At 30.4% G+C, this 26,590-nt stretch carries 24 protein-coding genes, 1 other RNA gene and 1 pseudogene; 18 read left to right on the forward strand and 8 right to left on the reverse strand.

Annotated features, from left to right (window positions below; all coding sequences use genetic code 11):
• Together V6137_RS06350 and lpdA are read left to right on the forward strand one after the other, a co-directional pair.
• Complete coding sequence (locus V6137_RS06350) at nt 1-1,329, forward strand: dihydrolipoamide acetyltransferase family protein (protein WP_425447058.1); 1,329 nt, start codon at nt 1-3, stop codon at nt 1,327-1,329.
• 13 nt (nt 1,330-1,342) lie between these two features.
• Nucleotides 1,343-2,722 carry a dihydrolipoyl dehydrogenase gene (gene lpdA, locus V6137_RS06355; RefSeq protein ID WP_425447059.1) on the forward strand — a complete coding sequence of 460 codons (1,380 nt, stop codon included), beginning with the start codon at nt 1,343-1,345 and terminating at the stop codon, nt 2,720-2,722.
• A gap of 965 nt (nt 2,723-3,687) precedes the next feature.
• On the opposite strand, the pseudogene V6137_RS06360 reads toward lpdA, so the two are convergent.
• From V6137_RS06360 to lplA, 4 genes and pseudogenes are all read right to left on the reverse strand, one after another.
• Nucleotides 3,688-3,882: pseudogene (locus V6137_RS06360) on the reverse strand (IS3 family transposase); the annotation flags it as partial.
• A gap of 114 nt (nt 3,883-3,996) precedes the next feature.
• Nucleotides 3,997-4,446: an HNH endonuclease gene (locus V6137_RS06365; protein ID WP_425447060.1), complete on the reverse strand. Its 450-nt coding sequence runs from the start codon at nt 4,444-4,446 to the stop codon at nt 3,997-3,999.
• Nucleotides 4,447-4,992: 546 nt separating this feature from the next.
• Nucleotides 4,993-5,391: a hypothetical protein gene (locus V6137_RS06370; RefSeq protein WP_425447061.1), complete on the reverse strand. Its 399-nt coding sequence runs from the start codon at nt 5,389-5,391 to the stop codon at nt 4,993-4,995.
• A 545-nt stretch (nt 5,392-5,936) separates the two neighbouring features.
• Complete coding sequence (gene lplA, locus V6137_RS06375) at nt 5,937-6,944, reverse strand: lipoate--protein ligase (protein ID WP_425447062.1); 1,008 nt, start codon at nt 6,942-6,944, stop codon at nt 5,937-5,939.
• Nucleotides 6,945-7,236: 292 nt separating this feature from the next.
• Between lplA and V6137_RS06380 the strand changes: the two genes are divergently transcribed.
• The 10 genes from V6137_RS06380 to V6137_RS06425 all read left to right on the forward strand — a co-directional run bounded on the left by V6137_RS06380 (nt 7,237) and on the right by V6137_RS06425 (nt 17,849).
• Nucleotides 7,237-7,689, forward strand: a complete 453-nt coding sequence (locus tag V6137_RS06380; RefSeq protein WP_425447063.1) for a cell wall hydrolase — start codon at nt 7,237-7,239, stop codon at nt 7,687-7,689.
• 19 nt (nt 7,690-7,708) lie between these two features.
• Nucleotides 7,709-8,134 (forward strand): hypothetical protein, encoded by a 426-nt coding sequence (locus tag V6137_RS06385; protein ID WP_425447064.1) that lies wholly within the window; start codon nt 7,709-7,711, stop codon nt 8,132-8,134.
• A 148-nt stretch (nt 8,135-8,282) separates the two neighbouring features.
• Entirely contained in the window at nt 8,283-8,933 is a 651-nt protein-coding gene (locus V6137_RS06390; RefSeq protein WP_425447065.1) for a pentapeptide repeat-containing protein, read from the forward strand.
• Between the two features lie 231 nt (nt 8,934-9,164).
• A complete protein-coding gene (locus V6137_RS06395) occupies nt 9,165-10,235 on the forward strand; it encodes a pyridoxal-phosphate-dependent aminotransferase family protein (RefSeq protein WP_425447066.1) in 1,071 nt (356 codons plus the stop codon).
• Nucleotides 10,236-10,246: 11 nt separating this feature from the next.
• Nucleotides 10,247-11,158: a D-2-hydroxyacid dehydrogenase gene (locus V6137_RS06400; RefSeq protein ID WP_425447067.1), complete on the forward strand. Its 912-nt coding sequence runs from the start codon at nt 10,247-10,249 to the stop codon at nt 11,156-11,158.
• Between the two features lie 11 nt (nt 11,159-11,169).
• Complete coding sequence (locus V6137_RS06405; RefSeq protein ID WP_425447068.1) at nt 11,170-12,417, forward strand: DUF1015 domain-containing protein; 1,248 nt, start codon at nt 11,170-11,172, stop codon at nt 12,415-12,417.
• 115 nt (nt 12,418-12,532) lie between these two features.
• Nucleotides 12,533-13,237 (forward strand): zinc dependent phospholipase C family protein, encoded by a 705-nt coding sequence (locus tag V6137_RS06410; protein WP_425447069.1) that lies wholly within the window; start codon nt 12,533-12,535, stop codon nt 13,235-13,237.
• Nucleotides 13,238-13,303: 66 nt separating this feature from the next.
• Complete coding sequence (locus tag V6137_RS06415; RefSeq protein WP_425447070.1) at nt 13,304-14,728, forward strand: YfcC family protein; 1,425 nt, start codon at nt 13,304-13,306, stop codon at nt 14,726-14,728.
• Nucleotides 14,729-14,886: 158 nt separating this feature from the next.
• The gene (pepF, locus tag V6137_RS06420) at nt 14,887-16,695 is read left to right on the forward strand and encodes an oligoendopeptidase F (RefSeq protein WP_425447071.1); all 1,809 of its coding nucleotides are present in this window, start codon (nt 14,887-14,889) and stop codon (nt 16,693-16,695) included.
• 563 nt (nt 16,696-17,258) lie between these two features.
• On the forward strand, nt 17,259-17,849 hold the full coding sequence (locus V6137_RS06425; RefSeq protein WP_425447072.1) for a hypothetical protein: 591 nt from the start codon (nt 17,259-17,261) through the stop codon (nt 17,847-17,849).
• Between the two features lie 107 nt (nt 17,850-17,956).
• Here V6137_RS06425 and V6137_RS06430 read toward each other — a convergent pair whose 3' ends face one another.
• Nucleotides 17,957-18,772, reverse strand: a complete 816-nt coding sequence (locus V6137_RS06430) for an NAD(+)/NADH kinase (RefSeq protein WP_425447073.1) — start codon at nt 18,770-18,772, stop codon at nt 17,957-17,959.
• 97 nt (nt 18,773-18,869) lie between these two features.
• On the opposite strand from V6137_RS06430, the gene V6137_RS06435 reads away from it, so the two are divergent.
• The gene (locus V6137_RS06435; protein WP_425447074.1) at nt 18,870-19,769 is read left to right on the forward strand and encodes an RluA family pseudouridine synthase; all 900 of its coding nucleotides are present in this window, start codon (nt 18,870-18,872) and stop codon (nt 19,767-19,769) included.
• A 48-nt stretch (nt 19,770-19,817) separates the two neighbouring features.
• Here V6137_RS06435 and V6137_RS06440 read toward each other — a convergent pair whose 3' ends face one another.
• Nucleotides 19,818-19,976: a DUF1540 domain-containing protein gene (locus tag V6137_RS06440; protein WP_425447075.1), complete on the reverse strand. Its 159-nt coding sequence runs from the start codon at nt 19,974-19,976 to the stop codon at nt 19,818-19,820.
• Nucleotides 19,977-20,128: 152 nt separating this feature from the next.
• Here V6137_RS06440 and V6137_RS06445 point away from each other — a divergent pair, with 152 nt between their 5' ends.
• The gene (locus tag V6137_RS06445; protein ID WP_425447076.1) at nt 20,129-20,266 is read left to right on the forward strand and encodes a hypothetical protein; all 138 of its coding nucleotides are present in this window, start codon (nt 20,129-20,131) and stop codon (nt 20,264-20,266) included.
• An 86-nt stretch (nt 20,267-20,352) separates the two neighbouring features.
• On the opposite strand, the gene V6137_RS06450 is transcribed toward V6137_RS06445, so the two are convergent.
• On the reverse strand, nt 20,353-21,009 hold the full coding sequence (locus tag V6137_RS06450) for a hypothetical protein (RefSeq protein ID WP_425447077.1): 657 nt from the start codon (nt 21,007-21,009) through the stop codon (nt 20,353-20,355).
• 140 nt (nt 21,010-21,149) lie between these two features.
• On the opposite strand from V6137_RS06450, the gene V6137_RS06455 reads away from it, so the two are divergent.
• The 4 genes from V6137_RS06455 to ssrS all read left to right on the forward strand — a co-directional run bounded on the left by V6137_RS06455 (nt 21,150) and on the right by ssrS (nt 24,824).
• The gene (locus V6137_RS06455; RefSeq protein ID WP_425447078.1) at nt 21,150-21,887 is read left to right on the forward strand and encodes a class I SAM-dependent methyltransferase; all 738 of its coding nucleotides are present in this window, start codon (nt 21,150-21,152) and stop codon (nt 21,885-21,887) included.
• 108 nt (nt 21,888-21,995) lie between these two features.
• Entirely contained in the window at nt 21,996-22,331 is a 336-nt protein-coding gene (locus V6137_RS06460; RefSeq protein WP_425447079.1) for a hypothetical protein, read from the forward strand.
• Between the two features lie 210 nt (nt 22,332-22,541).
• Nucleotides 22,542-24,302, forward strand: coding sequence for an ATP-dependent zinc metalloprotease FtsH (ftsH, locus tag V6137_RS06465; RefSeq protein WP_425447080.1), 1,761 nt, complete (start codon nt 22,542-22,544; stop codon nt 24,300-24,302).
• A gap of 347 nt (nt 24,303-24,649) precedes the next feature.
• A non-coding RNA gene (gene ssrS, locus V6137_RS06470) (6S RNA) lies at nt 24,650-24,824 on the forward strand.
• 207 nt (nt 24,825-25,031) lie between these two features.
• Here the strand turns inward: ssrS and spoVB are convergent.
• Nucleotides 25,032-26,582: a stage V sporulation protein B gene (spoVB, locus tag V6137_RS06475; protein WP_425447081.1), complete on the reverse strand. Its 1,551-nt coding sequence runs from the start codon at nt 26,580-26,582 to the stop codon at nt 25,032-25,034.
• Between the last annotated feature and the right edge of the window lie 8 nt (nt 26,583-26,590).

Here is a 26,590-nt window from a genome sequence, read left to right on the forward strand (position 1 = left end):
GTGAAGGTATTGTTTGAATTTAAGTTTGCAGATATAGGGGAAGGAATACATGAAGGTAAATTATTAAAATGGTTTTTTGAAGAAGGAGACGAAATAAAAGATGGAGATGACTTGTTTTTAGTGGAAACCGATAAGGTTAATGCAGAAATACCATCTCCTGTAACGGGAAAACTAGTTAAGAAAATGGCTTCAGTTGGAGATATGATTGAAGTAGGTCAAGTTATTGCGAAAATAGATGATGGTAGTGAATCAACTGAACCCGATGATGGTTCTAATAAAGAATCGGTAAGTGAAGGTGAAGAAGAAAAAGCTGGAGTCGTAGGGGAGATAGAAGTATCATCAGAGGTAATAGAAAGTAGTAATGAAAATAATAATAAAACTGAAAAAGATAATAGAAAGAAAGTATTAGCAACTCCAGTGGCAAGGAAATTAGCTAAAGATTTAGGAATAGATATAAAAAATATAAAGGGAACTGGACCAGCGGGTAGAGTTATGAAGGATGATATATATAAGGCTAAAGAGGAAATGGAAGGAAAAGAAACTCAAGAAAATAAAGATAATAAAGAAGTTAAATCCGATGGAGCAGTTATATATAATTCTCCAATAAAAATACCAGAGATAAAAATAGATGGAGAGGTGGAAAGGGTTTCAGTATCAATGCTTAGAAAAACAGTGGCTAAAAATATGGTGGTTTCAAAATCGGTTATACCCCATGCAGCTACAATGGATGACTTTGATGTTACTAAACTGGTGAAGTTTAGAAAAGAGCAAAAACCATTGGCAGAAAAGCAGGGAACCTATTTAACATATATGCCATTTATAATTAAGGCTGTAACCCAGGCCCTTAAAGAATACCCAGTATTTAATTCAAGTTATGATAGTGAGAATGAAGAGTTAATATTAAAAAAATATTATAACATAGGAATGGCAGTTGATACTCCCGATGGATTAATGGTACCAGTTATAAAAGATGCCGATAGAAAGGGAATATTTAATATATCAAAAGAATTAGAAACCATGAGGGAAGAAACTAGAAATAGAACCATAGGTTTAGATAAATTACAAGGAGGCACATTCTCAATAACTAACTATGGTGCAATAGGAGCTAAGTATGGAGTCCCAGTTATTAAGTATCCAGAGGTAGCTATACTTGGTATAGGTAAGATAGAGAAAAAACCAGTTGTTAAGGATAATAAGATAGTTATAAGGGATATGATGCCTGTATCTCTTTGCATAGATCATAGGGTAATAGATGGTGGAGATGCTGGAAGATTTTTAATAAAACTAAAAGAGCTATTAAATGATCCTATGCTTTTAGTTTTAAGCTAAGGAGGTAATTAATATGAAAGAGTATGACATAATAGTATTAGGAGCTGGTCCCGGTGGATATGTAGCTGCCATAAAGGCAGCCCATATGGGAGCTAAAACAGCCATAATAGAAAAGGACGATGTAGGTGGAGTTTGTTTAAACTGGGGTTGTATACCCACTAAAACTTTATTAAAAAGTGCAAAGGTTTATCAAAATATAATGAAATCAGAAAAATTTGGAGTAACCATAAAGGATAAAGGTTGTGTGTCAATAGACTGGAATGGGATGCAAGATAGAAAGGATAAAGTAGTAAAGAAACTAACCGGTGGAGTTAAATCTTTACTTAAGAAAAATGGTGTAGATCTATATAGGGGATATGGAGAAATAATAGATAAAAATACATTAAAGGTTAACGATGAAACAATAAAAACTAAAAATCTTATATTAGCAACAGGCTCAACTCCTAGGATTCCCGATATAGATGGTATAGAAAAAGCCGTAGATAATGGTTTTGTTGTAACGAGTAAAGGTATTTTGGAGCTTAATGATATACCTAATGAACTAATAGTAATAGGTGGCGGAGTAATAGGGGTAGAATTTGCAACTCTATATAACGCACTAGGTAGTAAAGTAACAATACTTCAACGGGGAGATGAAATATTAACAAACGTTGATAAAGATATTAGGTCCACAATGACAAAAATACTTAAAAGAGAAGGAGTAAAAATAGTATATAATGTGGATACAAAAGGGTTTAAAGATAATAAAATAATGGCAACAGTAGATGGAAAAAAAGAAGAATTTAATGCCGATAGAATACTAATGAGTATAGGTAGAGTGGCAAATACTTATCAATTGGACAGAATAGGGATAGATATAGATAAAAGGGGTAATGTTACTACAAATGAGAAGATGGAAACCAATGTAAAAGGTGTCTATGCAATAGGTGATATGAATGGGAAATATATGTTAGCCCATGTGGCATCAGCTGAAGGAATAGTGGCTGTTGAGAACATAATGGGTGAAAATTCAAAAATGAGTTATGATAATGCCCCCTCTTGTATATATGGATTCCCAGAGATAGGAACAGCAGGATTGACGGAACAAATGGCTAAAGATAGAGGACATGATGTTATAGTAAGCACCTTCCCAATAAGTGCCAATGGTAAAGCTTTGGCGGAAGGTGAAAGTGATGGATTTATTAAGATAGTGGCAGATAAAAAATATGGTGAGGTATTGGGAGTACACATATTATCTGCCAATGCAACGGATATGATAGCGGAAGCTGTTACAACCATGGAACTTGAAGGTACAGTACATGAATTGGCAAAGTCAATACATCCCCACCCAACTTTATCTGAGATAGTAATGGAAGCAGCCCATGGAGCCATAGATAAGCCGATACACATTTAAATTAAAGAATAAATAATAGAGAATAAAGAATAGATAATGTAAGGACTGGATGAATCCAGTCCTTTTCAATTTTTTAGGGGGGATTCATTCTATGGAACGGTATGGGCAGTGGGGTGACAGTTGGGTATATGAAATGATCATCTATTAGGCCTATATTTCTTCTTGATTTATCCTAGACTGACAATCGTTGTTTAATTCTGTCTAGATATGCAATTATTTTAGTACTTTCAAAGGAGAATTTTTAATATTGAATGTTTATATAAAAAAACAATAAAGATAATTACATAAATAATTATAAAAAGAAAAAATTTACATCTAAGAAAAAATATGATATTATGAGAATGTGATAATTAAGTTGTCGTTTATAAAAAATTAATTTCGTTTTTTATCACATTTTTCTCATACTATAAAAAAAGACCATATAGTGAACATGTTGATTACATAAAAGTAGACTTTTAGGTATTTAGTCAAATAGTATAAAATTCCAAACGAAATTAAATTGTATATAAGTTTTGTATTAAAATTTGATATTAAATAATTGTTGTTCTATGTCAACATAATGAGTCATTTATATATATTATAGGGCAACAATTATTTTTATTAGTTTTAAACAATTTTTTATAAATAGTGACGTTTAAATAATACTAAGTTATAGGGGGTTAACATGCTTAAAAATGTAATTATTAGAGGTATAATTATTTACTTTTTGATCATCATTATTTGTGTTATATTTCACGACTTTATACCCGGTTTATTTGCCATTAAAATTAGTGCTTTAATACCTATTCCTTTTTTTATACTCATAATATATGGAATTATAAAATTTTTTATATGGATATTATTTTCAAAAAATAATTTTTCTAAATAATATAAAAAGTTTAAGGTTGTTTTCTTCCATAAAGATAAATCAAAGAAAACAAAGAGAATTCAGAGATAAATAGTAAACTTTGGCTTGTCACCCCTTTTTAGGACACTTTTTTCTCGGACATTAACATTCTATATTCCACAGGGGTAAGGTAATTTAATGACCCATGAATCCTGTGATTATTGTACCAGTTCACATAATCAAATAATAAATATTCAAGCTCCTCAAAACTATTAAATATTTTGTTAAAAGCAAATTCCGTTTTAACAACTTTAAAGGTAGCTTCTGCTACTGATAGCAATAGGTAAGACTTTGATCTTATCTCCATCTTTTCCCCTGCTTCACACCGTACGTGAGACTTTCACCTCATACGGCGTTCCATCTTAAAAATCTTTTAGACTAAATTAATTTAATTACATTCTTTACGATATTTGTTTACTTTACCCAATTCTTGTTCGTTTAATTGGAGTTTGTCCATATATCTATCAATCGTTTCATTTGTTGTAGAGTGAATTAACTTATGAATATCTTTGTGTATTGCAATCAAGTTGGCAAAACTATCAGTTCCACCTAATGATATAGGTTTTACATGATGTATTTCCACTTCATTAGCATATAAGAAGTTTCCTGTTATTAAACAGTTTCCTTTTTGTGATGAATATTTAGATAGTTTGTTATCTGCTAATTCAACTGAATTATATTCATAGATATTTTTCATAAGTTTATGAATTTCAGTAGCGATATAAGATTTTAACTTTCTATATACTACTTCTCTGCCTTGAGTTGTGTAATTACAAGTATCTTGAGAGAACCCGTATATAGTATTTGTTTGTATATCTGCTATTGGATGTAGATACATATTCGCTACCTTAAAAGTTTTAAATTTATTCTTATTGAACCTTTTATATGTTTCATTAGGTTTAATAGGAATTTCGTATTTTCCTACTGACTTTAAACGATTGAATAGGGTTTTACTTATTTGATAGGCTATTTTATTAAAGTCTACATTTTACCTTTATTAGACATGATAATCCTCCCACTCAATTTCATTTATTATATCATGTCCGAGTTTTCACTGTCTAATTAAGTATAACCTATCCATATCTCCGTGGACGAAGGCAGAGAGCAGAAAAAATGGCTCTCTCGAGTTAGACAGAGAGAACCAAAATTATTTGCACACTGGTCCTATAAAGGTATTTAATAGATGAATGACAAGAGCCGTATGAAAGGAGACTTTCACGTACGGTTCTGTGAGAAGTTTGAAGTGAAAATCCCCTTGCTTACTCGACTAAGACGTCAATAGATAAAATAATTACGATTCTAGGTTGATCAAAATATTCTTGACTCAGGGGCCATTTCTTTAAATCTTTAACCTTTCTTATCTATGCATAAGCGATAGGCATTTTTAAACTCGATTGTATACATTTGGCGAATAAAGTCGGTATACCTTTCCATCTATGACAAATTTGGCATATCCAAATCCTTTATAGATATGAACTAAGGGCGCTCCAGAAATTGATAATCCACACATAGTTGCATTATAACGTGTTTTGGACCTCATAATTTCTTCTGCATTTACAAAATCACTAACAGCTTCAATACTTATTTCATCAATTGGTTCATCTGCGAAAGCTACAACAGTAACATATTTATCACTAACAGAAACCTCTAGTTCACAATGAACACCATCAAAATAGGAATCAACCCTTCTTGTAACAGATTCATCTTTAGCAAAACTAGTTATACTTGAACATAAAACTAGCGTAAAGATAAGCAAACACATAATTAACTTTTTTGATTTCATAAAAAACACTCCTTCTATATTATTTGAAATAAATTTTTCAGCCGAAAAAAACAACATTTAAATACACATGTGTATTACACTAACTATATTAACATTATTTTCTATTAATTGCAAGTGAAATCATTATATGCCGTAATTTTACTTTTTACCCGTGAGAACATAAAATCATCATATATATTTTTTATTGAAACTTTAGTTGCCTTTTTTGAAATTACTGTGTTCATCTCCCACATCTCTATTAAAAATCCATCAGAATCGCCATTGACATGGGGTTTCTGCAGATATGGTTTTATTGATCTAAGAATCCATTTTAAAATTAAGGCACTACAATACATAGGCTACAATACCTACTTCTGCGTTTAAATGGTCCACTTCCCCAGTTCTTAATATGCTATAAAATTATACTTGTTTAAAAAATTGAAAAAGTATTCAAATAGCTTGAAAGTATAACATTAGTTCACTAGCAAATATGTTTTTTACATACTTTGTATTGATCTTCTTTCGTTAATCACATAGTATATTTTAAAGGGTATAGCTGTATTCTCTTAATAAAACATACACTCTATAAACTCATCTTCACTAATATTAAATATAAACTCATTTAAGTTAATATTATCTAAAAGCTCCCTAATAACTTCTACTTCATATTTTTTACCTATTAACTTATCCTCTAAACCACTTATATCTTTATTACCAAAGAAATCCCCAAATATTTTACAATCCTCTATTACTCCCCTTTTAACATCTAGTCTAATATCCAGATTACCTCCAGAATAACGTCTGCTTTTTTCAATATCAAAGTCAGGAGACTCTCCATAGTTCCATCCCCATGTTAAATACCTTTTCGCCATCATTTCTTTAATTTTCAAAAGTTCCTGTTCTGTAAGTATATGTTCTTTACCTAAGGAATTTTGCTCTTTAAGTATAGAGTTTAGAAGAAAATCTTTGAACTCTTCTATTGATATCTTTTCTTCTAGGTAAGGATATATATTTGTTACTCTACTTCTAACGGATTTAACTCCCTTTGATTTAATTTTATCGGCTTTAACCTTTAGTGCATCGCCTACCACAGTTAAATCTGAGTTAAATAATAGGGTTCCGTGATGAAGCATCTTGTCTTTATAATAGTATTGGGCATTTCCAGAGAATTTTTTTCCTTCTATAGTTATGTCATTTCTACCTGAAAATTCTGCATTTATACCTAACTTTTTTAAAACTTTAATAACCGGTTCAGTAAATTTTTTAAAATTACTAACGTTGTCCTTTCCACCAGCTGCTATAAAGGTGAAATTAAGATTACCTAGGTCATGGTATACAGCCCCGCCTCCAGATAATCTTCTAACTACATTAATATTATTTTCTTTGATATACTTATTATTTATTTCTTCTATGGTATTTTGATTTCTACCTATGATAACCGATGGTTCATTTTGCCAAAGTATAATTATATCTTCATCTGTATCTAAATATTTTAAAGCAAATTCTTCAAGGGCCAAATTAAAATGGGGGTCGTTATTATTATTTTTTATACTAATCATTTTAAATCTCTCCATTCTATATGTAGTTTGTTATAACTTAATTTCTAATAGATTGTTAACTGGTAATATCCTCGATAATTGGTAATACTTAATTGTTGGTGATCCGTGATACTTAGCTGCTAATGATGCATAATCTTTAGGTTGTTGGGGGATTCGTAATTCCCCAACCTATTTATAAATTATTATTACCCTAAAACTAAGTATACCCTACTAATAAGTAAAATAAAAATGAAAGAACTATGTATTTCCCATAGATAAATAGTGTCACAAAGTATAGTTTACTAATATATTATTAGTAAGTAGGGAGGTGTTTAACTTGCCTTATTCAACTCGTGAATTATTCGCCAGAGTCATAAAATGTGAGGCTGGTGGAGAAGGAATAAATGGTATGAAAGCTGTAGCAACTGTAATAATGAATAGAGTCCATATACCCTATGGAGAATATCAAAGGGTAAATCAAGGAAATTTGAGAAATGTAATATATCAAGAAGGACAATTTGACTGTGTTAGAAGTGTTCTTAGGGGAGTAGCCAATCCCCAGACGATCTGGGCTAGTCCCCCGGAACAAATACATTATGAAGTAGCAGATTGGGCCTTAGCAGGAAATAAACTATGGAATGTTGGAGAAAGTTTATGGTATATGAATCCCTTTAGACCTACTTGTCCCCCGGAATTTCCCTATAACGGTTCAGGGGAATACAATAGTAGGATAATTAAGCACTGTTTTTATGATCCAACTGAGTTATATAGAGAAACATAAAATTTAAGGAGGTAATATTGTGAATAGAAGATATAATGAAGATGATGGCTATAATGCACCACAACAACCACAGCCAATGATGCCCAGTACTCCACGACAACCATCTTATATGTATCCCCCAGCATCACCCTATGGACCTAATGATGGAGGAGCCCCAAATAGGCAACCTATGCCTATGCCATCAAGGGGAGAATCCCCTGTAGATTTTGAATTTGACGAAGGGCCACCGGTAATAAGAAGTCCCCTTTATTTACAGGGTTATCTAAGAAGGGTAATAGGTCAATATGTGAAGGTACAGTTCATTGTAGGAACTAATCTTTTTATAGACAGAGAGGGAACTTTATTATCAGTAGGGGTCGATCATATAGTACTTCAGGAACCGGAAACCGATGATCGGGTTATTTGTGATCTATACTCAATAAAATTTGTAAAAGTATTTTATTAACTTTAAGGCTTAAAATAATTGTAACCAATAAAGTGACTTATACCATGGGATAAGTCACTTTGTTGTTTTTGTACAAAACAAATTTGCATTTATAGAAGTGTATAATAAAATATAGATATAAATAAGAAATAAGGAAGTGGCAGTATCGATGAAAAATAAAAGAGAAATAAAAATATGCTCTCCAAGAATACCTAAAGATTTAAAGAAGTCTGAAGGGATAAGATATGACATTAAAGAGGAAGATTCCATTTATAATGAGTTAATATCTTATTGTTCCATTGGAGGACAGGTGGCAGAAGGTGTAGAAATTCAAAAGACAATTTTTAAGAATGTTTCATTTAATAAAGCAATACTTAGAGGTATTGAACTAACAGATGTTAGATTTGAAAATTGTGATTTATCTAATTGTGATTTTATACATGCTATTATACATAGAGTAGAATTTATAGATTGTAAAATCCTTGGTGTAGATTTAAGTCAATCAACACTTCAAAATGTAATAATTAATGGGTGTAATGGGAACTATAGTCTCGGTAGGTTTTTATACTGCAACAATATAATTTTTAATAATACGTCATTCTATAGTGTTAATTTTCAAGAATCAGAATTTCTTAATACAAAATTTGAAAGATGTAATCTAACAGAAGCTCAAATGTCTGGTTGCAAACTGAAAGATGTTGATTTAAGAGGGTGTGAGATAGAAGGTATGAAAGTAAGAATAGAAGATGTAAAGGGAGCTATAGTTTCTCCTACACAAGCTATGACACTATCTAAATTATTAGGAATTATAATTAAATAGAAAATTTAAATAAATGGCAGTATAAAATCATATGCTTATAAAGTTAAAATTTTTTAACAAAATAAGGTTATTTTATAAGAAAATTTTATTAAATAATAACAATTAGCAACATATTGATTTTATCTTGTAGTAATAAAATCAATATGATATTCTATACTAGAGAATTGGATAGTATTACTTTAATTTAATTTACTATTAAATATAAATAAGGATTATTAAGGAGGTATTTGTATGCACAAAAAACTATTTATACCAGGACCAGTAGAGGTAAAGCCTGATGTATTACAAAAAATGGCTACACCAATGATAGGTCATAGAACAAAATCAGCTTCAAAGTTGCAAAGAGATATTAGTGAAAAAATGATGAAATTATTCTACACAGAAAATCAAGTAATGCTTTCAACTACTTCAGGTAGTGGATTAATGGAAGCTGCAATTCGTTCTTGTACAGGAAAAAGAGCTGCTGTATTTGCGGTAGGAGCTTTTGGTAAGAGATGGTATGACATGGCGGTTGCTAATAACGTACCAGCTGATTTATTTGAAGTTGAATGGGGAAATCCCACAACTCCAGAACAGGTAGATGAAGTATTAGCAACTGGTAAGTATGACGTTGTAACTGTTACCCACAATGAAACATCAACAGGTATAATGAACCCTGTAGCTGAAATAGGAGAAGTTATTAAAAAATATCCAGATGTTGTATTCTGCGTAGATACAGTAAGTTCGGCAGCAGGAGCAAAGATAGAGGTAGACAAATGGGGCATAGATGTTTGTATAACATCAACTCAGAAGGCATTGGCATTACCTCCAGGACTTGCAATTTGTACTATTTCTGATAAAGCCTTAGAGGCAGCTAGAAAAGTAGAAAACAGAGGGTTCTATCTTGATTTAGTTAGACTATATGATTACATACAAAAGAAAGATCATCAATATCCGTCAACTCCATCAATTTCCCATATGTATGCATTGGATTATCAACTAGACAAAATATTGGAAGAGGGTCTAGAAAATCGTTTTGCAAGACATGAAGAGATGGCTAAGTATGTAAGGGCTTGGGCTAATAAGCATTTTGAGCTATTCCCAGTTGAAGAACATGCTTCAAATACATTAACCAATGTTAGAAATACTAGAAATATTAGTGTTGCTGATTTAAATAAACAATTAGGTTTAAGAGGATTTACTATATCCAATGGATATGGAAAATTAAAAGAGAAGACATTTAGAATAGCTCATATGGGTGAAACAACATTACCAGAGATTAAAGAGCTTCTTGAAAATATAGAAGATATTCTAGGACTATAGGGGGTAATAATATGGCGAGAATATTAGTAACCGATGGAATGGATAAAAATGCTGCAGAGCAGTTAAGAAAAATGGGTCACGAATTAGTTGAAGAACATTATGAGCCAGAAGCTTTAAAGGAACAACTTAAAAACTTTGATGCTACGATAATACGTTCTGCAACTAAAATTAGACAGGAAATAATAGATGCTGCCCTTGAGACTAATAAATTAAAACTAATAATAAGGGCAGGGGTTGGTCTAGACAATATAGATGTTCAATATGCTATGGAACATGGTATCCAAGTGAATAATACTCCAAATGCCAGTAGTTCAGCAGTTGCAGAGTTAGCTATAGGACATATGTTTGCATTATCAAGATACATTTATATATCAAATGTAACTATGAGAAATGGAGAATGGAACAAAAAAGCATATAAAGGTATAGAACTTGCTGGAAAAACATTAGGGTTAGTTGGATTTGGTAGAATAGCTAAGGAAACAGCTAAAAAGGCCAAGGCTTTAGGTATGAATGTTATCTATACTGACATAAAGGGAGAGCAGGAAGGACAAGATTCTTATAAGTATGCTTCTATGGAGGAGTTATTAAAGCAATCTGACTTTATATCACTTCATATACCATTTAAAAAGGAAATAGGAGCGGTTATTAGTACTAAAGAATTTGAAATGATGAAAGATGGAGCTTATTTAGTAAATTGTGCTAGAGGTGGAGTAGTTGATGAAGCTGCCTTACTTGAAGCTTTAGACTCAGGAAAAGTTTCAGCTGCAGCTATAGATGTATTTGAAGAGGAACCAACTAAGAATGAGAAACTTTATAAACATGAAAAAGTTTCATTAACACCCCATATAGGAGCTTCAACAAAGGAAGCACAAGCTAGAATAGGAGAAGAAATAATAGAAATAGTACAAAACTTTTTTGAATAGGAGGTTTTCAGATGGCAACAGTAAGACCATTTAAAGGCATAAGACCAAAAAAAGAGTTAGTAGAGAAAGTAGCATCTTTACCATATGATGTTATGAATAGAGAAGAAGCAAAAGAAATGGCTAAGGGAAATGACAAGTCTTTTCTTCATGTAGTTAGACCTGAAATAGATGTTGATGATTCCGTTGATATACACGATAAAATCGTCTATGAGACAGCTAGAAAGAATTTAGACAAATTTATAGAAGATGGTGTTTTAGTACAGGATGATAAGCCTAAGTACTATATATATAGACAAATAATGTTCGGTAGAGTTCAAACTGGTTTAGTAGGTTGTACTTCAATAGATGAATACATGAATAATACTATTAAAAAACATGAATTCACAAGACCTGCGAAGGAAAAAGATAGAATTAATAATTTCGATCATTGTGATGCAAATACTGCTCCTATATTCTTAACATATAGAAAAAATGATGAGATCAATAATATAGTAAATGATTGGATTAAATTTAATAAACCTGTATATGATTTTACCAGTGAAGATGATATAACTCATATAGTGTGGGTTATAGATGATGCAAGTAAAGTTGAGAGAATAGGTGAGTTATTTGATAGCATAAGCTATCTATATATTGCAGACGGTCATCATAGATCAGCATCATCAGTTAAAGTTGGATTAAAGAGAAGGGAAGAAAATCCAAACTATACTGGAGATGAAGAATTTAATTACTTTATGTCAGTTATATTCCCAGATGAAGATTTATTTATCATGGATTACAATAGAGTAGTTGAAGATTTAAATGGAAATAGTGATGAAGAATTTTTAACAAAAGTAAAGGAAAAATTTGATTTAGAAGAGTATACTAAAGAAGGTCAATATAGACCAATGAACAAGCACGAGTTTGGTATGTATTTAAATAATAAATGGTATAAGCTTACTGCTAAAGAAGGTACATTTGATAGTAAACATCCAGTAAACTCTTTAGATGCAGCAATATTACAAAATAATCTTCTTAATCCTATATTAGGAATAGATGATCCTAGAACTAACGAAAGGATAGATTTTATCGGAGGAATAAGAGGACTTGAAGAGCTTGAAAAAAGAGTTAACAATGGCATGAAGGTAGCATTTTCTATGTATCCTACTACTATAGAAGACTTAATTGGAGTGGCAGATGCAGGGGAAGTAATGCCTCCAAAATCTACTTGGTTTGAGCCAAAACTTAGAAGTGGATTGTTTGTTCATAGATTAAAGTAAATTATAAATAATAGCTTAATAAATTAAGCCATCGATTGATGGCTTTTTTTTATGTTTTTTTGGGTATTATATAAATAGATAGTTTTATAAATAAAAAGAGTGGTGTTTAATAATTATGAAAGGATTTGAAAGATATTATGGTAATGTATTTAGGGGAGCTTTAAAGGTAATAAACCCCTTTAAAAAGAGGCTTATAAAAACAGAATGCAAAGTTCATATTTTTATTAATAATAATTCTTTAAGGCTTTTAAAGGAGCATGGATATGATTATGAGCATATGTTCTATAGAAATCATATTAAAGAGCTTAATAAAGGTGTTGTTTGGGCTGATCAAGATTTTAAAAGTATCAACCATTTTTATAGTCCAAAAAAAACTAAGGGTCTCTATGGACATAGTAATGCTAAAATTCTTACCTACAATTATTATGAAAAGGCTATTGGGTATTATAAACGGGGAAATATAAAGTTATCTATATTTTATCTAGGTGCTTGCGCCCATATAATTCAAGATATGACAGTTCCCCAACATGTTAATATTAGACTCTTAGATAGCCATAGACAATATGAAAATTTTGTAAAAATAACATATGATATTGTTGAAGAATTCACGTCCCGTGATAAACCCATAGTTTTTAATGAACTTAATCATTATTTAAGATTTAACGCAAAAAATGCAATCAAAATATATAAAGAATCAAGAAACTTAAAAAGTAATAAAGCTAAATACCATAATGTAACTAAATGTATTTTACCCTTGGCTCAAAGGACCACAGCAGGATTACTGGTAATGTTTTTAAAAGATGTAAAATTTAAAAGTTAATATTTAAATTGTTCAGGTGGAAACCTAATTTTAAAGATAATTATTTTAAAATTAGGAGTGAAACTAATGAAAAGGATAAAAATGCCCAGTGCATATACGATATTAATTTTAATCATAATTGTTGTTGCAATATTAACTTGGATTGTTCCAGCTGGGGAATATAATTATGTTGAGGATCCAGACACAGGAAGGCAGAAACCAGTCCCTGGAACATATGAGCAGGTGGGTCAGCAGGGTCAAGATTATTTTGATGTGGCTAAAGCACCTATAGAGGGATTTTATCAAGCTGTAGACGTTGGATTTTTTGTATTAGTAATAGGTGGATTTCTAGGTGTTGTTATGAAAACTGGAGCCATAGATGCTGGAATAGCATCGGTTACTAAGAAACTTAAGGGTAGAGAAAAATGGATGATACCAATACTAATGATATTATTTGGTGCCGGTGGTACAACATTTGGAATGGCAGAGGAAACTATAGCCTTTTATCCTCTATTATTACCAGTATTTATAGCTGCAGGATATGATGCAGTGACAGCAGTGTCAGTTATATTATTGGGAGCAGGAGTTGGAGTATTAGGCTCAACAGTTAATCCCTTTGCTACAGGTATAGCATCAGGATTTGCTAATGTACCATTAGGTCAAGGAATTGGACTTAGATTAGCTGTTTTAATAATTGGAGAGGCAATAGCCATATTATATGTTATGAGATATGCAAATAAAGTCAAAAATAATCCGAAGGCTTCTTTAGTGTATAATATGAGAGAAGATAATAAAAAGCACTTTCTATCAGATAAAGATGAAAATGAATTTCCTAAATTAACTGGAACAAGAAAAACGATATTAGTTTTATTTGTAATAACATTTTTATTTATGGTATATGGGGTTATACCCTTTGAAGATATCTTCCCAGATGCTAATATACCAACATTAGGATGGTGGTTTAAGGAATTAACTACTTTATTTCTAGTTTCAGCAGTTTTAATAGGTTTTGTGGGAAGGTTAGGAGAAAAGGGAATGATATCTGCATTTGTAGATGGTGCAAGGGATCTTTTGGGTGTTGCATTAATAGTAGGTGTATCTAGAGGTATAACAGTTATAATGGATGCAGGAAAGATAACAGATACGGTCTTAAACTTGGGAGAGAGAACCCTTGCCGATGCAGGAGAGGTTGGATTCACTGTATTGACCTATCTCTTTTATATACCAATGTCATTTTTAATACCCTCTACTTCTGGGTTGGCCACATTATCAATGCCTATAATGGCCCCATTGGGAGAGTTTGCTGGAGTTGGAAGGGATATAGTTATTACAGCTTATCAATCGGCTTCAGGAATTGTTAATCTTATTACTCCTACAAGTGCAGTTGTTATGGGAGGTTTAGCCATAGGAAGAGTTCCCTATGAAAAGTGGATAAAGTATGTATGGAAATTACTTGTTATATTAATGATTCTAATAATAGCTGCCTTAAGTATTGGTAGTTTAATGAGTTAAAAAGGATATCTAAAGCTTTAGATATCCTTTTTAACTCTAGAAAAATTTTAGAAAAAACGATACAATATAATAAGGAAGAATTTTCTTGAAATTATTTTATAAAAATATAATAAAATAATTAAAGATTAGTTAATTTAAATTTTGAGGGGAGAGATAATATGTCAGAAAATAAAACAGTAAAAGAAAGAAAAGAATTAAATGATAATTATAAGTGGGATTTATCGGGGTTATATATTAATGATGAATCATGGGAAGATGATTTTAAGAAGTTAAAGGAACTATCAAATGAAATAACTGAATTTAAAGGTAAAGTTGTGGAAAATAGCAATACACTTCTTGAGGTAATAGAATTGAAATTAAAAATTGATAGAAAACTAGAAAATATTTATACCTATGCTAAGATGAAATTAGATGAAGATACTAGAGAAGATAAATATCAAAGCTTAAATGATAGAGCCACAAGTCTTATGGTTGAGATTAATGGAAAACTATCATTTATAACACCGGAAATATTATCTTTACAAGGGGATAAGTTAAAAGAATATATAAAGGAAAATGACCAACTAAAGACATATGAACATTTTCTAAATGAAATAATAAGGAAGAAAGATCATGTTTTATCTCCAAAGGAAGAAGCTATAATAGCCAAAATAGGAGATGTATCTGGAGTTCCACAAAAAACATTTTCTATGCTAAATAATGCAGATATAAAGTTTCCAACAATAAAGGATGAAGATGGCAATGATGTGGAAATTAGCCATGGAACATTTATACCCCTTATGGAAAGTAAGGATAGAAAAGTAAGAGAATCAGCCTTTAAAGGTTTGTATAATACATATGATAAGTTTAAAAACACATTTGCTTCTACACTAAGTGGAGACGTAAAGAAGAATATTTTTTACTCGAAAGTAAGAAATTATAATTCTGCACTGGAAGCATCCCTTGACCAAAATAATGTTTCTACAGAAGTTTATAATAATTTAATTGATGGGGTCCATGACAATCTACCTTCTATGCATAAATATGTTAAATTAAGAAAAGAGGTATTGGGGCTAAATGAACTTCATATGTATGATTTATATACATCAATTGTAAAAGATGTAGATATGAAAATACCTTATGATGAAGGTAAAGATATGGTTGTAGAAGGACTTAAACCTTTGGGATCAGATTATTTAAATGTCGTTAAAAAAGGTTTGGAATCTAGATGGATAGATGTATATGAAAACAAAGGAAAGAGAAGTGGTGCATATTCATGGGGGACCTATGATTCAGAGCCATATATACTACTAAATTATAAAGATACCCTTGATAATGTATTTACATTGGCCCATGAGTTAGGTCACTCGATGCATAGCTACTATAGTAAGAAAAACCAACCCTATGTGTATGGAGGCTATAGTATATTTGTTGCAGAGGTTGCATCCACTGCCAATGAAGCCCTATTAATGGATCATATGCTTAAAAATACCCAAGACAAACAAAAGAAACTTTATCTATTAAATCATTATTTGGAGCAATTTAGGGGAACCGTTTATAGACAGACTATGTTTGCTGAATTCGAAAAGATCATACATGAAAGAGTAGAAAAGGGAGAGTCTTTAACAGCGGATAGGTTATCAGAGATATATAAAGACTTAAATAAAAAATATTATGGAGAAGATATTGTAATTGATGATGAAATAGCTATGGAATGGGCAAGAATTCCTCATTTTTATTATAATTTCTATGTATTCCAATATGCAACAGGTTTCTCAGCAGCGGTAGCCTTATCTCAAAAGATATTAAATGGAGAAGAAAATGCTATCGAGAAATATCTGGGATTCTTAAAAAGTGGTAGTTCAGACTATCCAATAAATGTTCTTAAAAAGGCTGGAGTAGATATGACTAGTAAGGAGCCTGTAAACAATGCTCTTAAACTATTCGGAGACTTAGTAGATGAAATGGAAAAATTGATAAAGGAATAAAACAATTGGGGGATTACGAATCCCCCAATAACTAATTAGTTAAGGATTACGAATCCCCCAATAACTAATTAGTTAAGGATTACGAATCCCCCAATAACTGATTAGTTAGGATTACGAATCCCCCAATAACTGATTAGTTAGGATTACGAATCCCCCAATAACTGATTAGTTAGGATTACGAATCCCCCAATAACTGATTAGTTAGGATTACGAATCCCCCAATAACTAATTAGTTAAGGATTAACAATCCACTAATAACTAATTAGTTTGGTTATCAATCCTTAAAAAAGCGATTATAGGGTAGACTTTTAATAGTCTACCTTTCTTATTTTAATTTAATAGTAAAAAATATAACATATATTTGTTATAATATAGATAATGTCATTTTAAATATAATTAAGGTAATAATTACTGTCTTTTTTTGTTGCAATTAAGTGAAAACAAATATAAAATTAAATCTAGATGGTATAAGAAAAGAACAGGATATGGAATTAAGAGGAACTAAATATAGTAAATTAATATTGTAAAGCAGAAATTGTTTTAGTATAGAAAGGTGATATGGGATGAAGCAATCAATTATTAAATTAAAAAAATTAGTTAGTGAATATGAGTCTTATATTTATATTAATAATAAAAAAAAGATCGAAGAAATATCTAATAACATTATAGAACTGGTTACTAAAATGAAAGAAGGAGATATTCCTGAGACTAATAATGAAAACTCAGATAAGACTGATAATTTGTACAAAGAAAATCTTGAAAAGATAAATGAGATATCTTTTTTATATAAACCATTAATGAAAAAAAACTATTTTGAAGGAAATTATTTAGAAAAGTTTGGAGAGGAAAGAACTGAACAATTAAAAATGTCTGGGGCCTTGCAGTTACATGATAAATTTTGGACATCTAATAACGTGGAAAAGGGAAATGTTTTTGGATCTGTACCAAAGGATTTAATATCTTCAGAATCGGCTAATAAACTTATAAACTTTGGATGGAGGGATTGTAACGTAACAGCATATGAAGTAAGTGATAAAACTACATATGGAGAACTAGTTAAAATATGTAATATATTGTTTAAACATTATCTTATAGTAACTGAAATGAAAAATAAAACACTGTTAGTACTGGAATATAGAATAGAAAGATATTAGAATACAAGGTGATACCCTGCTCTCTGTACCTTGTAGCCTGCACGGAACAAAGAAGATGCTTTTTGTTTAGTAAGTTGTTGGGGGATTCGTAATCCCCCAACTATTCTTTAAATAAATTTATCTTTAAGGTTAGACCAAAAACTATTTGGATTTAGTGTAAGCTTGTTTATAGTCATATCAGACATGGTTAAATTGATTTCTACTATATTATCATATTTATGTTGTATTCCATCCACAACTATAAGTATAGAGTTTTCGTCTCTATATTCAGGGTTTATCTTTATTGTCATATCGTTATGAACTATGGCACTTGTAGTTAATGATCTATAGACTTTAGAGCTAATTGGTGCCAATGGGGTTATTTGAAGAACTTGAAGAGTAGGGAAGATTATGCTACCTCCTGCTGAAAAATTATAAGCTGTACTACCTGTGGGGGTAGAGATTATAACTCCGTCGCCACTAAATCTTTCTAAATAATTATCTGCAATAGATACATTAAGATGAATAACTTTAGATTCAATGCCTTTAATAACTATTTCATTTACACCGATAAGTTCAATACAACTTGTTCTAGTACATATGCTGGCTTCGACTAAGTATATTTCTTCTAATATATAATCTCCATTTACATAACTTTTTACAAAGTCATTAAGATTATCTGGAGAGATCTCTTGAAAAAATCCTAAATGGCCAGTATTGACACCTACAAAGGGGATATCTGGGAAACCATAGTTATGTACGGCTCTAAGAAAAGCACCATCGCCCCCTATGCAGATATTAAGCTTTGCTTTATAGTCATAGGTATCAGAAACTATAAAACCTTCTTTCTCAAGTTTTTCGGTAAGTTCTTTAGCGGTTTCTACAGATTTATAGTTATCATTATGTATTATATTTATAATGTCTTTTTTACTATTATAGTTCAACTATATCCCTCCAAAACGAATATACAAAATAAAGTTAAATAGGAGCATATATATATTATACACTATAAATGTTAATAATAACAATGGAGGTGTAAAAGTGGGAAAATTTTTTGATAATGAAAGTACAATAGTACATAAAATAGATAGGTCATACTCAAGTATAGAAGAAGCACTAAAGATTGACTTAGATTTATCTGGAAGATTTTTTAGAAAACTTATAAAAAGCAAATCCATAATAAAAAATGGTAAAAAGGCTAGTAAAAAGAGTTTAGTGAAAAAAGGAGATACCATAGTAATTTTTATGAAAGATGAAGAAGATAATAATATTCCTGAAGACATAAATCTTAATATAGTATATGAAGATTATGATTTGATTATATTAAATAAAGAACCTGGTATAGTTGTTCATCCAACTAAAGGTCATAATAATGGAACTGTAGCTAATGGAGTAGCACAATACTTTAAAAATCATAATATAAATAAAAAAATTAGATTTGTAAATAGATTAGATATGGATACATCGGGAATAGTTGTTGTTGCTAAAAATCCATTTGGTCATCAACAGATGTCTAAACAATTTGAGAATAATCAGGTTAAGAAATCATATTTGGCTTTAGTAGATGGCATAGTTAAAGGAGATGGAGTAATAGATGAACCTATAGGTAAAGATCCACAGGATTCTATTAAAAATGCAGTTAAAGCCGATGGAAAAAGGGCTATAACAAAATATGAGGTAATAGATAGATATAATGAGGCTTCTTTAGTTAAACTTTATATTGAAACGGGTAGAACCCATCAAATAAGGGTACATATGGATTATATAGGACATCCTATAATAGGAGATACACTTTATAATAAAGAAAGTAATATTATAAAAAGACAAGCATTACATTCTTACTCTTTAGAATTTAAAGTTCCTAGAAATAATGAAAAGGTAAAAGTAGAAGCTAATCTGCCAGAGGATATGGTAGAAGCTGTGGAGAAGTTGAGGTTATAATCATATTTGACTAATCAATTAGGGTGACTTATAAGTCACCCTAAATAATTATTGCATTTCAAAACTTCCACAATCTGTAGCTTCTTGATTTTTTGCACTACTATGATGCTTAACCACATTAATATGATCTAAACTACAATAGGAATCTGATTTAGCATGATATTTACACTCATTTACTGTACATCCAATACTTTTATTAATTTTCATTATTTCACCTCCATTTAATGATAGGCTTCATACAAAAATATTATTAGTAAAATGTATATACTTTATACAAAAAAATAAATTAAAATTTTGAATTAGATTAACAGTAGGTGCAAATAATATAAATGTAATATTATCATAAAGGAGAAATTCTAATGGGAGATAATAAAAGAATAAAAGGATATCCTAAGGTTAAAAGAACAGAGTCAGGAAAAATAGGTAAAAATATGGTTCAAGTGAATACAATGGGTGCAACAGGTAGCAAGCCTGAAAAGGAAAAGGAAATAGATTAATAGGGGGACTAATATCCCCCTCAACTAAATATACTTTTGTAGCATATAAGTTATGTAAAGGGTTAATTATGAAGATGGGTATTATTTTATGTTTCATTTTCATCGTTATTTAATGCTTTAAAAAGTTCCATCATTCCCACCATTTCTTTAATTTTATCTTTATTAATATTAGCATTGTCCCCTAATAAAGGAATAATAGCTTCAATCATTTCTTCAAAATTAACTTCCTTCTTTGAAGATCCAGTTAGACTGGATATTCCATCAATTAAACCTTTAAATTTGTCTATATTTGTAACCATATCTACCATAGGTTTTATATTTTTTAATTGTTCGTTAGAAGAGTCTTCAACTATAATATTAAAAATTTTTGAGAATCTTTCTTTACTATTTGATGTAGATATTGGCTCTATAGGGGTAAAATCATTGTTATCATTTATTACCCTTATTAGCTTTTGTATTTTAACAATTTTTTCGAAACCTGAGACTAATTTATTAGTATTAGCTATCATTTCTTCAGGAAGGTAAGGACCGACTTTTTTTATTGTATTTACTTTTTTTTCAAGGTCATCTATATTAGATAGATTAATATTATTACTTATGCTTTGGATACTCTTTGACAATTGAGTTATATTATTAAACCGTGGGCCCATAAATAGTAATGGTAACATTAAAAGGGGCAATGTATTAGTAGAAAGGGGACCACTCTTTTTTTGTTTTGGGGCCATCTTTTTTATTTCATTCACTTTTATTCCTCCTCAAAAAATAATCTGTATAGTATATTATGTAAGTAGTAATTGTTTTGTTACACAATTAGTTAAAATAAATTTAAAAGTATAGGAGTTAGGGTATTATAAAATTATAAAACTAGTAGGGAGTGACTTTCATGGGATTTTATGAAGAGTTAAGTAATTATTATGATGTAATATTTCCGGTTTCAGATAAAAAGGTGAAATTTTTAAATGATAAAGTTAATAGGAATAGTGATATATTAGATATAGCATGTGGTACTGGAAACTATACTATAGAATTATCAAAATTAGGGCACAATGTAGATGGTATAGATTTAGATGGAGAAATGATAGAAAGGGCAATTAATAAGTCTAATGATGAAGATGTAGACATTAATGTTATTAAAGGTAATATGTTAAGTATAAAAGAAATATTTAAAGATAAAAAATACGATATGGTATTCTCTTTAGGAAACTCTGTGGTTCACTTAAATAGTATTGAAGATGTAAAGAAACTTGTATATGACGTATATAGCATATTAAATGAAAATGGAAGCTTGATAATACAAATAATAAATTATGATAGAATATTAAAATATAGTATAGATCATCTGCCAACTATAGATAGGGAAGAAAAAGGGGTAAAGTTTATTAGAAATTATTGTTTTAAAAATAATAAAGTTTATTTTAATACAGAGATAGTTTTAACTAATAAAGAAGAAAGTTATAAAAATTCTATACCGCTATTACCCCTTAAAAGTTCAGAGATTTTGAACATACTAGAAGAGGTTGGATTTGAAAATATTAAATTTTATGGTGATTTTGATGGTAATCCCCATAGTGAAGATGCATATGCCACAATAGTGCATGCCGAAAAAAATTCCTCCAAATAAAGTATTATAGAGATATTTTGTAATATATAATATAACTTTATCATAGATTTAATATGAATAAGGTATTTATAGAGATTATAATATTACAAAATAAGAGGGGGAATATTAATGGATAGAAAAAATGACGGTATGTCATCTAATGGGAAACAGCAGATTGATAATAGTGAAAAAATAGAAAAGGCACTTAATAGTATAAAGGAAAAAATTAATCCCAGTGAGGAGCAAATGGAAAAACTTAAGTTTTTTGCAGAGAAATACTCTGGCAAATCGGAAGAAGATATGTTTTTTGAGATAATTAAAGTTAATAAAAGTATGCATGAGAATATGAGTGAAGAAGAGTACCAAAAGAAAATGGAGAAGTTAGAAAAAATAAGACCTATGTTAAATGAAGAACAGGGTAAAAAACTTGATAAATTAATAAAAGCAATGAAGGAAGATAGGTAAAAAGAGGTAGATGAATTAACAAAGTTATAGAAGCAGGGAGTCTCTGTAATAGGGGCTCCCTATTTCTATAACTTTATATTCTATGCTCTCTAGATTGATAAAAGAAATTCAAAAGTTATGTAAACTGAGTTAAGAACTCAAAGTGGACAGAACGACGGAAACATGTTATAATATACCTCTGACATTATGTAAACTAGAAAGGGGATTATAATGAAGATTAATAACAAGAAAAAAATTATTATTTTACTATTAGTGTTTATTGTTATTACTTCTTTAATATCTTATACATTATTATCCGACAATAAGGAATATAAACAATTATCATACAATAGTTTTATAGATAAAATGAATGAAGGGGATATTGAAGAAGTTTTTCTAAGGGATGATGCCAAAATAACTGGAGTATTTAAAGATGGAAAACATTTTATAACAGATAATCCAAGAACAAAAAATTTGAAAGAAACATTACTAAAGAATGGAATAAAGGTAAGTGAAGTACAGGGGAAGACTACAGTTAAAGATATAATCACATTTGTATTGATATTAGGTGGATTTGCATTTGTAGGTTTTACCTTTAATAAAAATTCTGCAAGACATGCAGAAAAAGAGATAACAGAAATGTCCAATATTGACAACAATGGAGAGAATCCTGATGCAATAAACTTTAATGACGTAGCAGGAAATGATGAAGCTAAAGATAGTATGAAAGAGTTAGTTGATTTTATAAAAACTCCTGAAAAATATGAAAGATATGGTGCAAGGATGCCTAGAGGGGTATTGTTATATGGACCTCCGGGAACAGGTAAAACATTATTAGCAAAGGCATTGGCAGGAGAAGCAGGGGTGCCATACTATGCTGTAACAGGCTCTGATTTTATTCAAGTATATGCTGGCCTGGGAGCTAGTAGAATTAGAAAACTATTTAAAAAAGCAAGACAATCGGGTAAATGTGTTATATTTATAGATGAAATAGATGCTTTAGGTAAAAAGAGACGGGGCGGTTTGTCTGGGAGTAGTGATGAAAGTGATAGAACTTTAAATGCATTGTTAACAGAAATGTCAGGATTTAATGGAGGAGAGGGTATAATAGTTATAGCAGCTACAAATAGAATTGATACTTTAGATGAAGCCCTATTAAGACCTGGAAGGTTTGACAGACAAATTGAAGTAGGATTACCAGATGTAAAGGCTAGACAGAAAATCTTAAAACTTCATAGCAGAAATAAACCTGTTTCAGAAGATGTTGATTTTAACAAAGTTGCATATCAAACGGTGTATTTTAGTGGTGCAAAATTAGAGAGTTTAATGAATGAGTCAGCTATGATAGCCGCTAAAGAAAATAGGGAAAACATTAATATGGAGCATATAGATAAAGCCTTTTATACAGTTATTGCAGGAGAAGAGAAGAAGGATAGAAGTACTATATCCAACAATGATAGAAAGATAACGGCATATCATGAAGGGGGACATGCCTTAGTTACAAAATTAGTATCTCCTGATAATAAAGTTACAAAGGTCACTATAATACCTAGCACTAAAGGTGCCGGTGGTTTTAGTATGAATATTCCTCCCGATAGGATGTACAACACTAAGAAGGATATAAGGAATCAAGTTATGATTGCCCTAGCTGGAAGGGCAGCTGAAGAAATTGTTTTTGGCAATGACAATATAACTACAGGGGCTTCTAATGATCTTCAGAAGTCAACAGACATGATAATGTCTATGATAAGTAGATTTGGTATGGATGAGAAATCTGGGCTTATAAGCTACGAATCAATATTAGGAAATAATGCAGGGTCTAATTCTTATATAGTGGACAGAATAAAGGCTATTACTGAAGAGCTATATTTAGAAACTAAGGAAATATTACAAAATAATATGGAACTCTTAGATAATGTAGCCAAGTCTTTATTGGAAAAAGAAACCATAGATGAAGATGACTTGAATAATATAATAAGGAAGAATAGATAAGTGGAGAATTGACAGTGGACAGTTAAGGTAAAATCAGCTTTGAAATTAAAGTAGAAAGAAGAAATACTTATACATGAGGAAACGGAGTTTCCTCATGTATAAGTATTTAGTTGTTGGGGGATTCGTAATCCCCCAACTTCACTTTACTTTATTAATAGTCTAATTATAAAACTAGTTTATTCAGCTTTATTATGTGCTCTAAACAGTCTTAAAAACTTTGTCAAATGGAGTATAGGTGAGAAAAAGGAAAGAAAGTTTACATAATATTAGATAATTAGATGTAATTTAATTTAATATTAAGTTTTATGGTTTTAAAATGTGAGGTTTTGTTGTATAATAATATTACAAAGTTCCTGAGATGTATGTAAGCCTTTGATAATTCAACCGACAATTATAATACGGGAGTTCGGGTTCATTAGTGTATGTCAGGCCTATAAGAGGAAAACAAAAGCTAATGACAGAGCACCCACCTGCGTGAGTAGCGGGCGTGAATTATAGGGGCTACGGCATAATGGGAATATCCCTTAAGCAATTGCTTAAGGGTGTTTTTATGTATAAATATTAATAAACTGTTAACACTATCTTAATATTTATAGTTGTTAACTATAGTATAGTATTAATAGAATTATATTTTAAAACTAATTAAATGATTGCTGAATTTAGTTTTACAGTTCCCAGCAGCTAGTCTTAGCTGCTTTTTTTTTATCCTTATCTATTCTCTATTCTTTATTATTTATTCTTTAAATTAAATATTTTCCTAAATAAATAGGGGGGAAGTCCTTTGATTAAAAATAAAATAGCAAAATAACTAATACCTCCTAATGAAAAAGAAAATAACAGGGGAAGTAATTTACCGGTGTAGACATTACTAAAATATTTATAGGTAATACCAGTAAGTACTATTGACACTAATGATGAAAATAGTGGTTTTAAAATTGAATTTATAATATTCAATTTTATAGGCAAAATTTTCTTCAATGTTATAAAGTGTAACAAACTAATCAAAATACTTGATATTATAAATCCTATAAAAAATCCATTTATACCAAATCTAGGATTACCCACTAAAAAGTATATAGCTAATACTTGAAAAGACATTCCTATTATATAATTAATAGTAGTTATAACCTGCTTTCCTAAACCATGTAATATTCCAGATAAAGTATGTTGAAGGGATAAAAATAGAGTTGCATATCCCATGATTTCTACGTATTTTCCAACCAAGGTGTCATTATAGAAAAACATTGCTATAGGGTTACCAAGAAATATATAGATAAAAGACAAAGGTATGGATATTATAAGGGTTATTCTTATAGATAAAGTTATATTATTTTTAATTAGTCGATAATTTTTTAGCTCCATTTCCTCAGATAAATTGGGAATGATATTAATAACTAAAGCTGAAGTAACAATAAAGGGCAGAAAAATAAGGGGCATAGTCATGCCAGTAACCCTTCCAAAAATAGCTATAGCATCGCTATTTGAGTACCCTGCCACCATAAGTCTTTGGGGAATTAAAATTGCATTAATCATATGAAGGGTAACATTCACAATTCTAGATATAGTTATCGGAACAGCTATATAGCAAATACTAGATAATGCCTTTATGGAGCTAATCTTATGGGAAGTGGTATTTTGTTTTTTATTTCTTTTATTTAAACGGTAATTAACCAATAACCATAGAAAACCAAATAGCTCACCTACACTTATGCCACATACTGCTATAAAAGCACCAAGCTTGGGAGAAACAGGGTATAGATAATATATAATACCTAATACAAACCCTATCCTCACTATTTGTTCAAGAATTTGAGCAATACCAGCAGGTGTTATATTTTTCAGACCATAAAAGTAACCTCTAACAGTGGAGGATAGAGATATTATTAAAATTGCTGGAGCCAAAGTAAGAATCGAAGGATATATATCTTTATTATTTAGGATTTCCCAACTTATAAATTTTCCAAAGATAATAATTACTATATCTAATAATATAGCTAATAATAATACTATTAATAAAGACATTCTAAAAACTTTTTTTACACCCTGTTGATTGCCTATAGAATTTTGTTTAGCAACAAGTTTTGATACTGCTATGGGGATTCCAGCAGTTGTGATTGTAATAAAGATCATTAGTACAGGAAAAACCATTTGAAATAATCCAATACCCTCTGGACCAATAAGCTTTGATAGTATTATCTTATAACTAAACCCTAAAATTCTAACAATGAAATTTACTATTGCAAGTATTAATGCTCCATATAGAAAACCTTCTTTTCTCAAAATATCAC

Origin of the sequence: Dethiothermospora halolimnae (genome assembly GCF_037577855.1) — a bacterium.
GTDB lineage: Bacteria > Bacillota > Clostridia > Tissierellales > VENL01 > Dethiothermospora > Dethiothermospora halolimnae.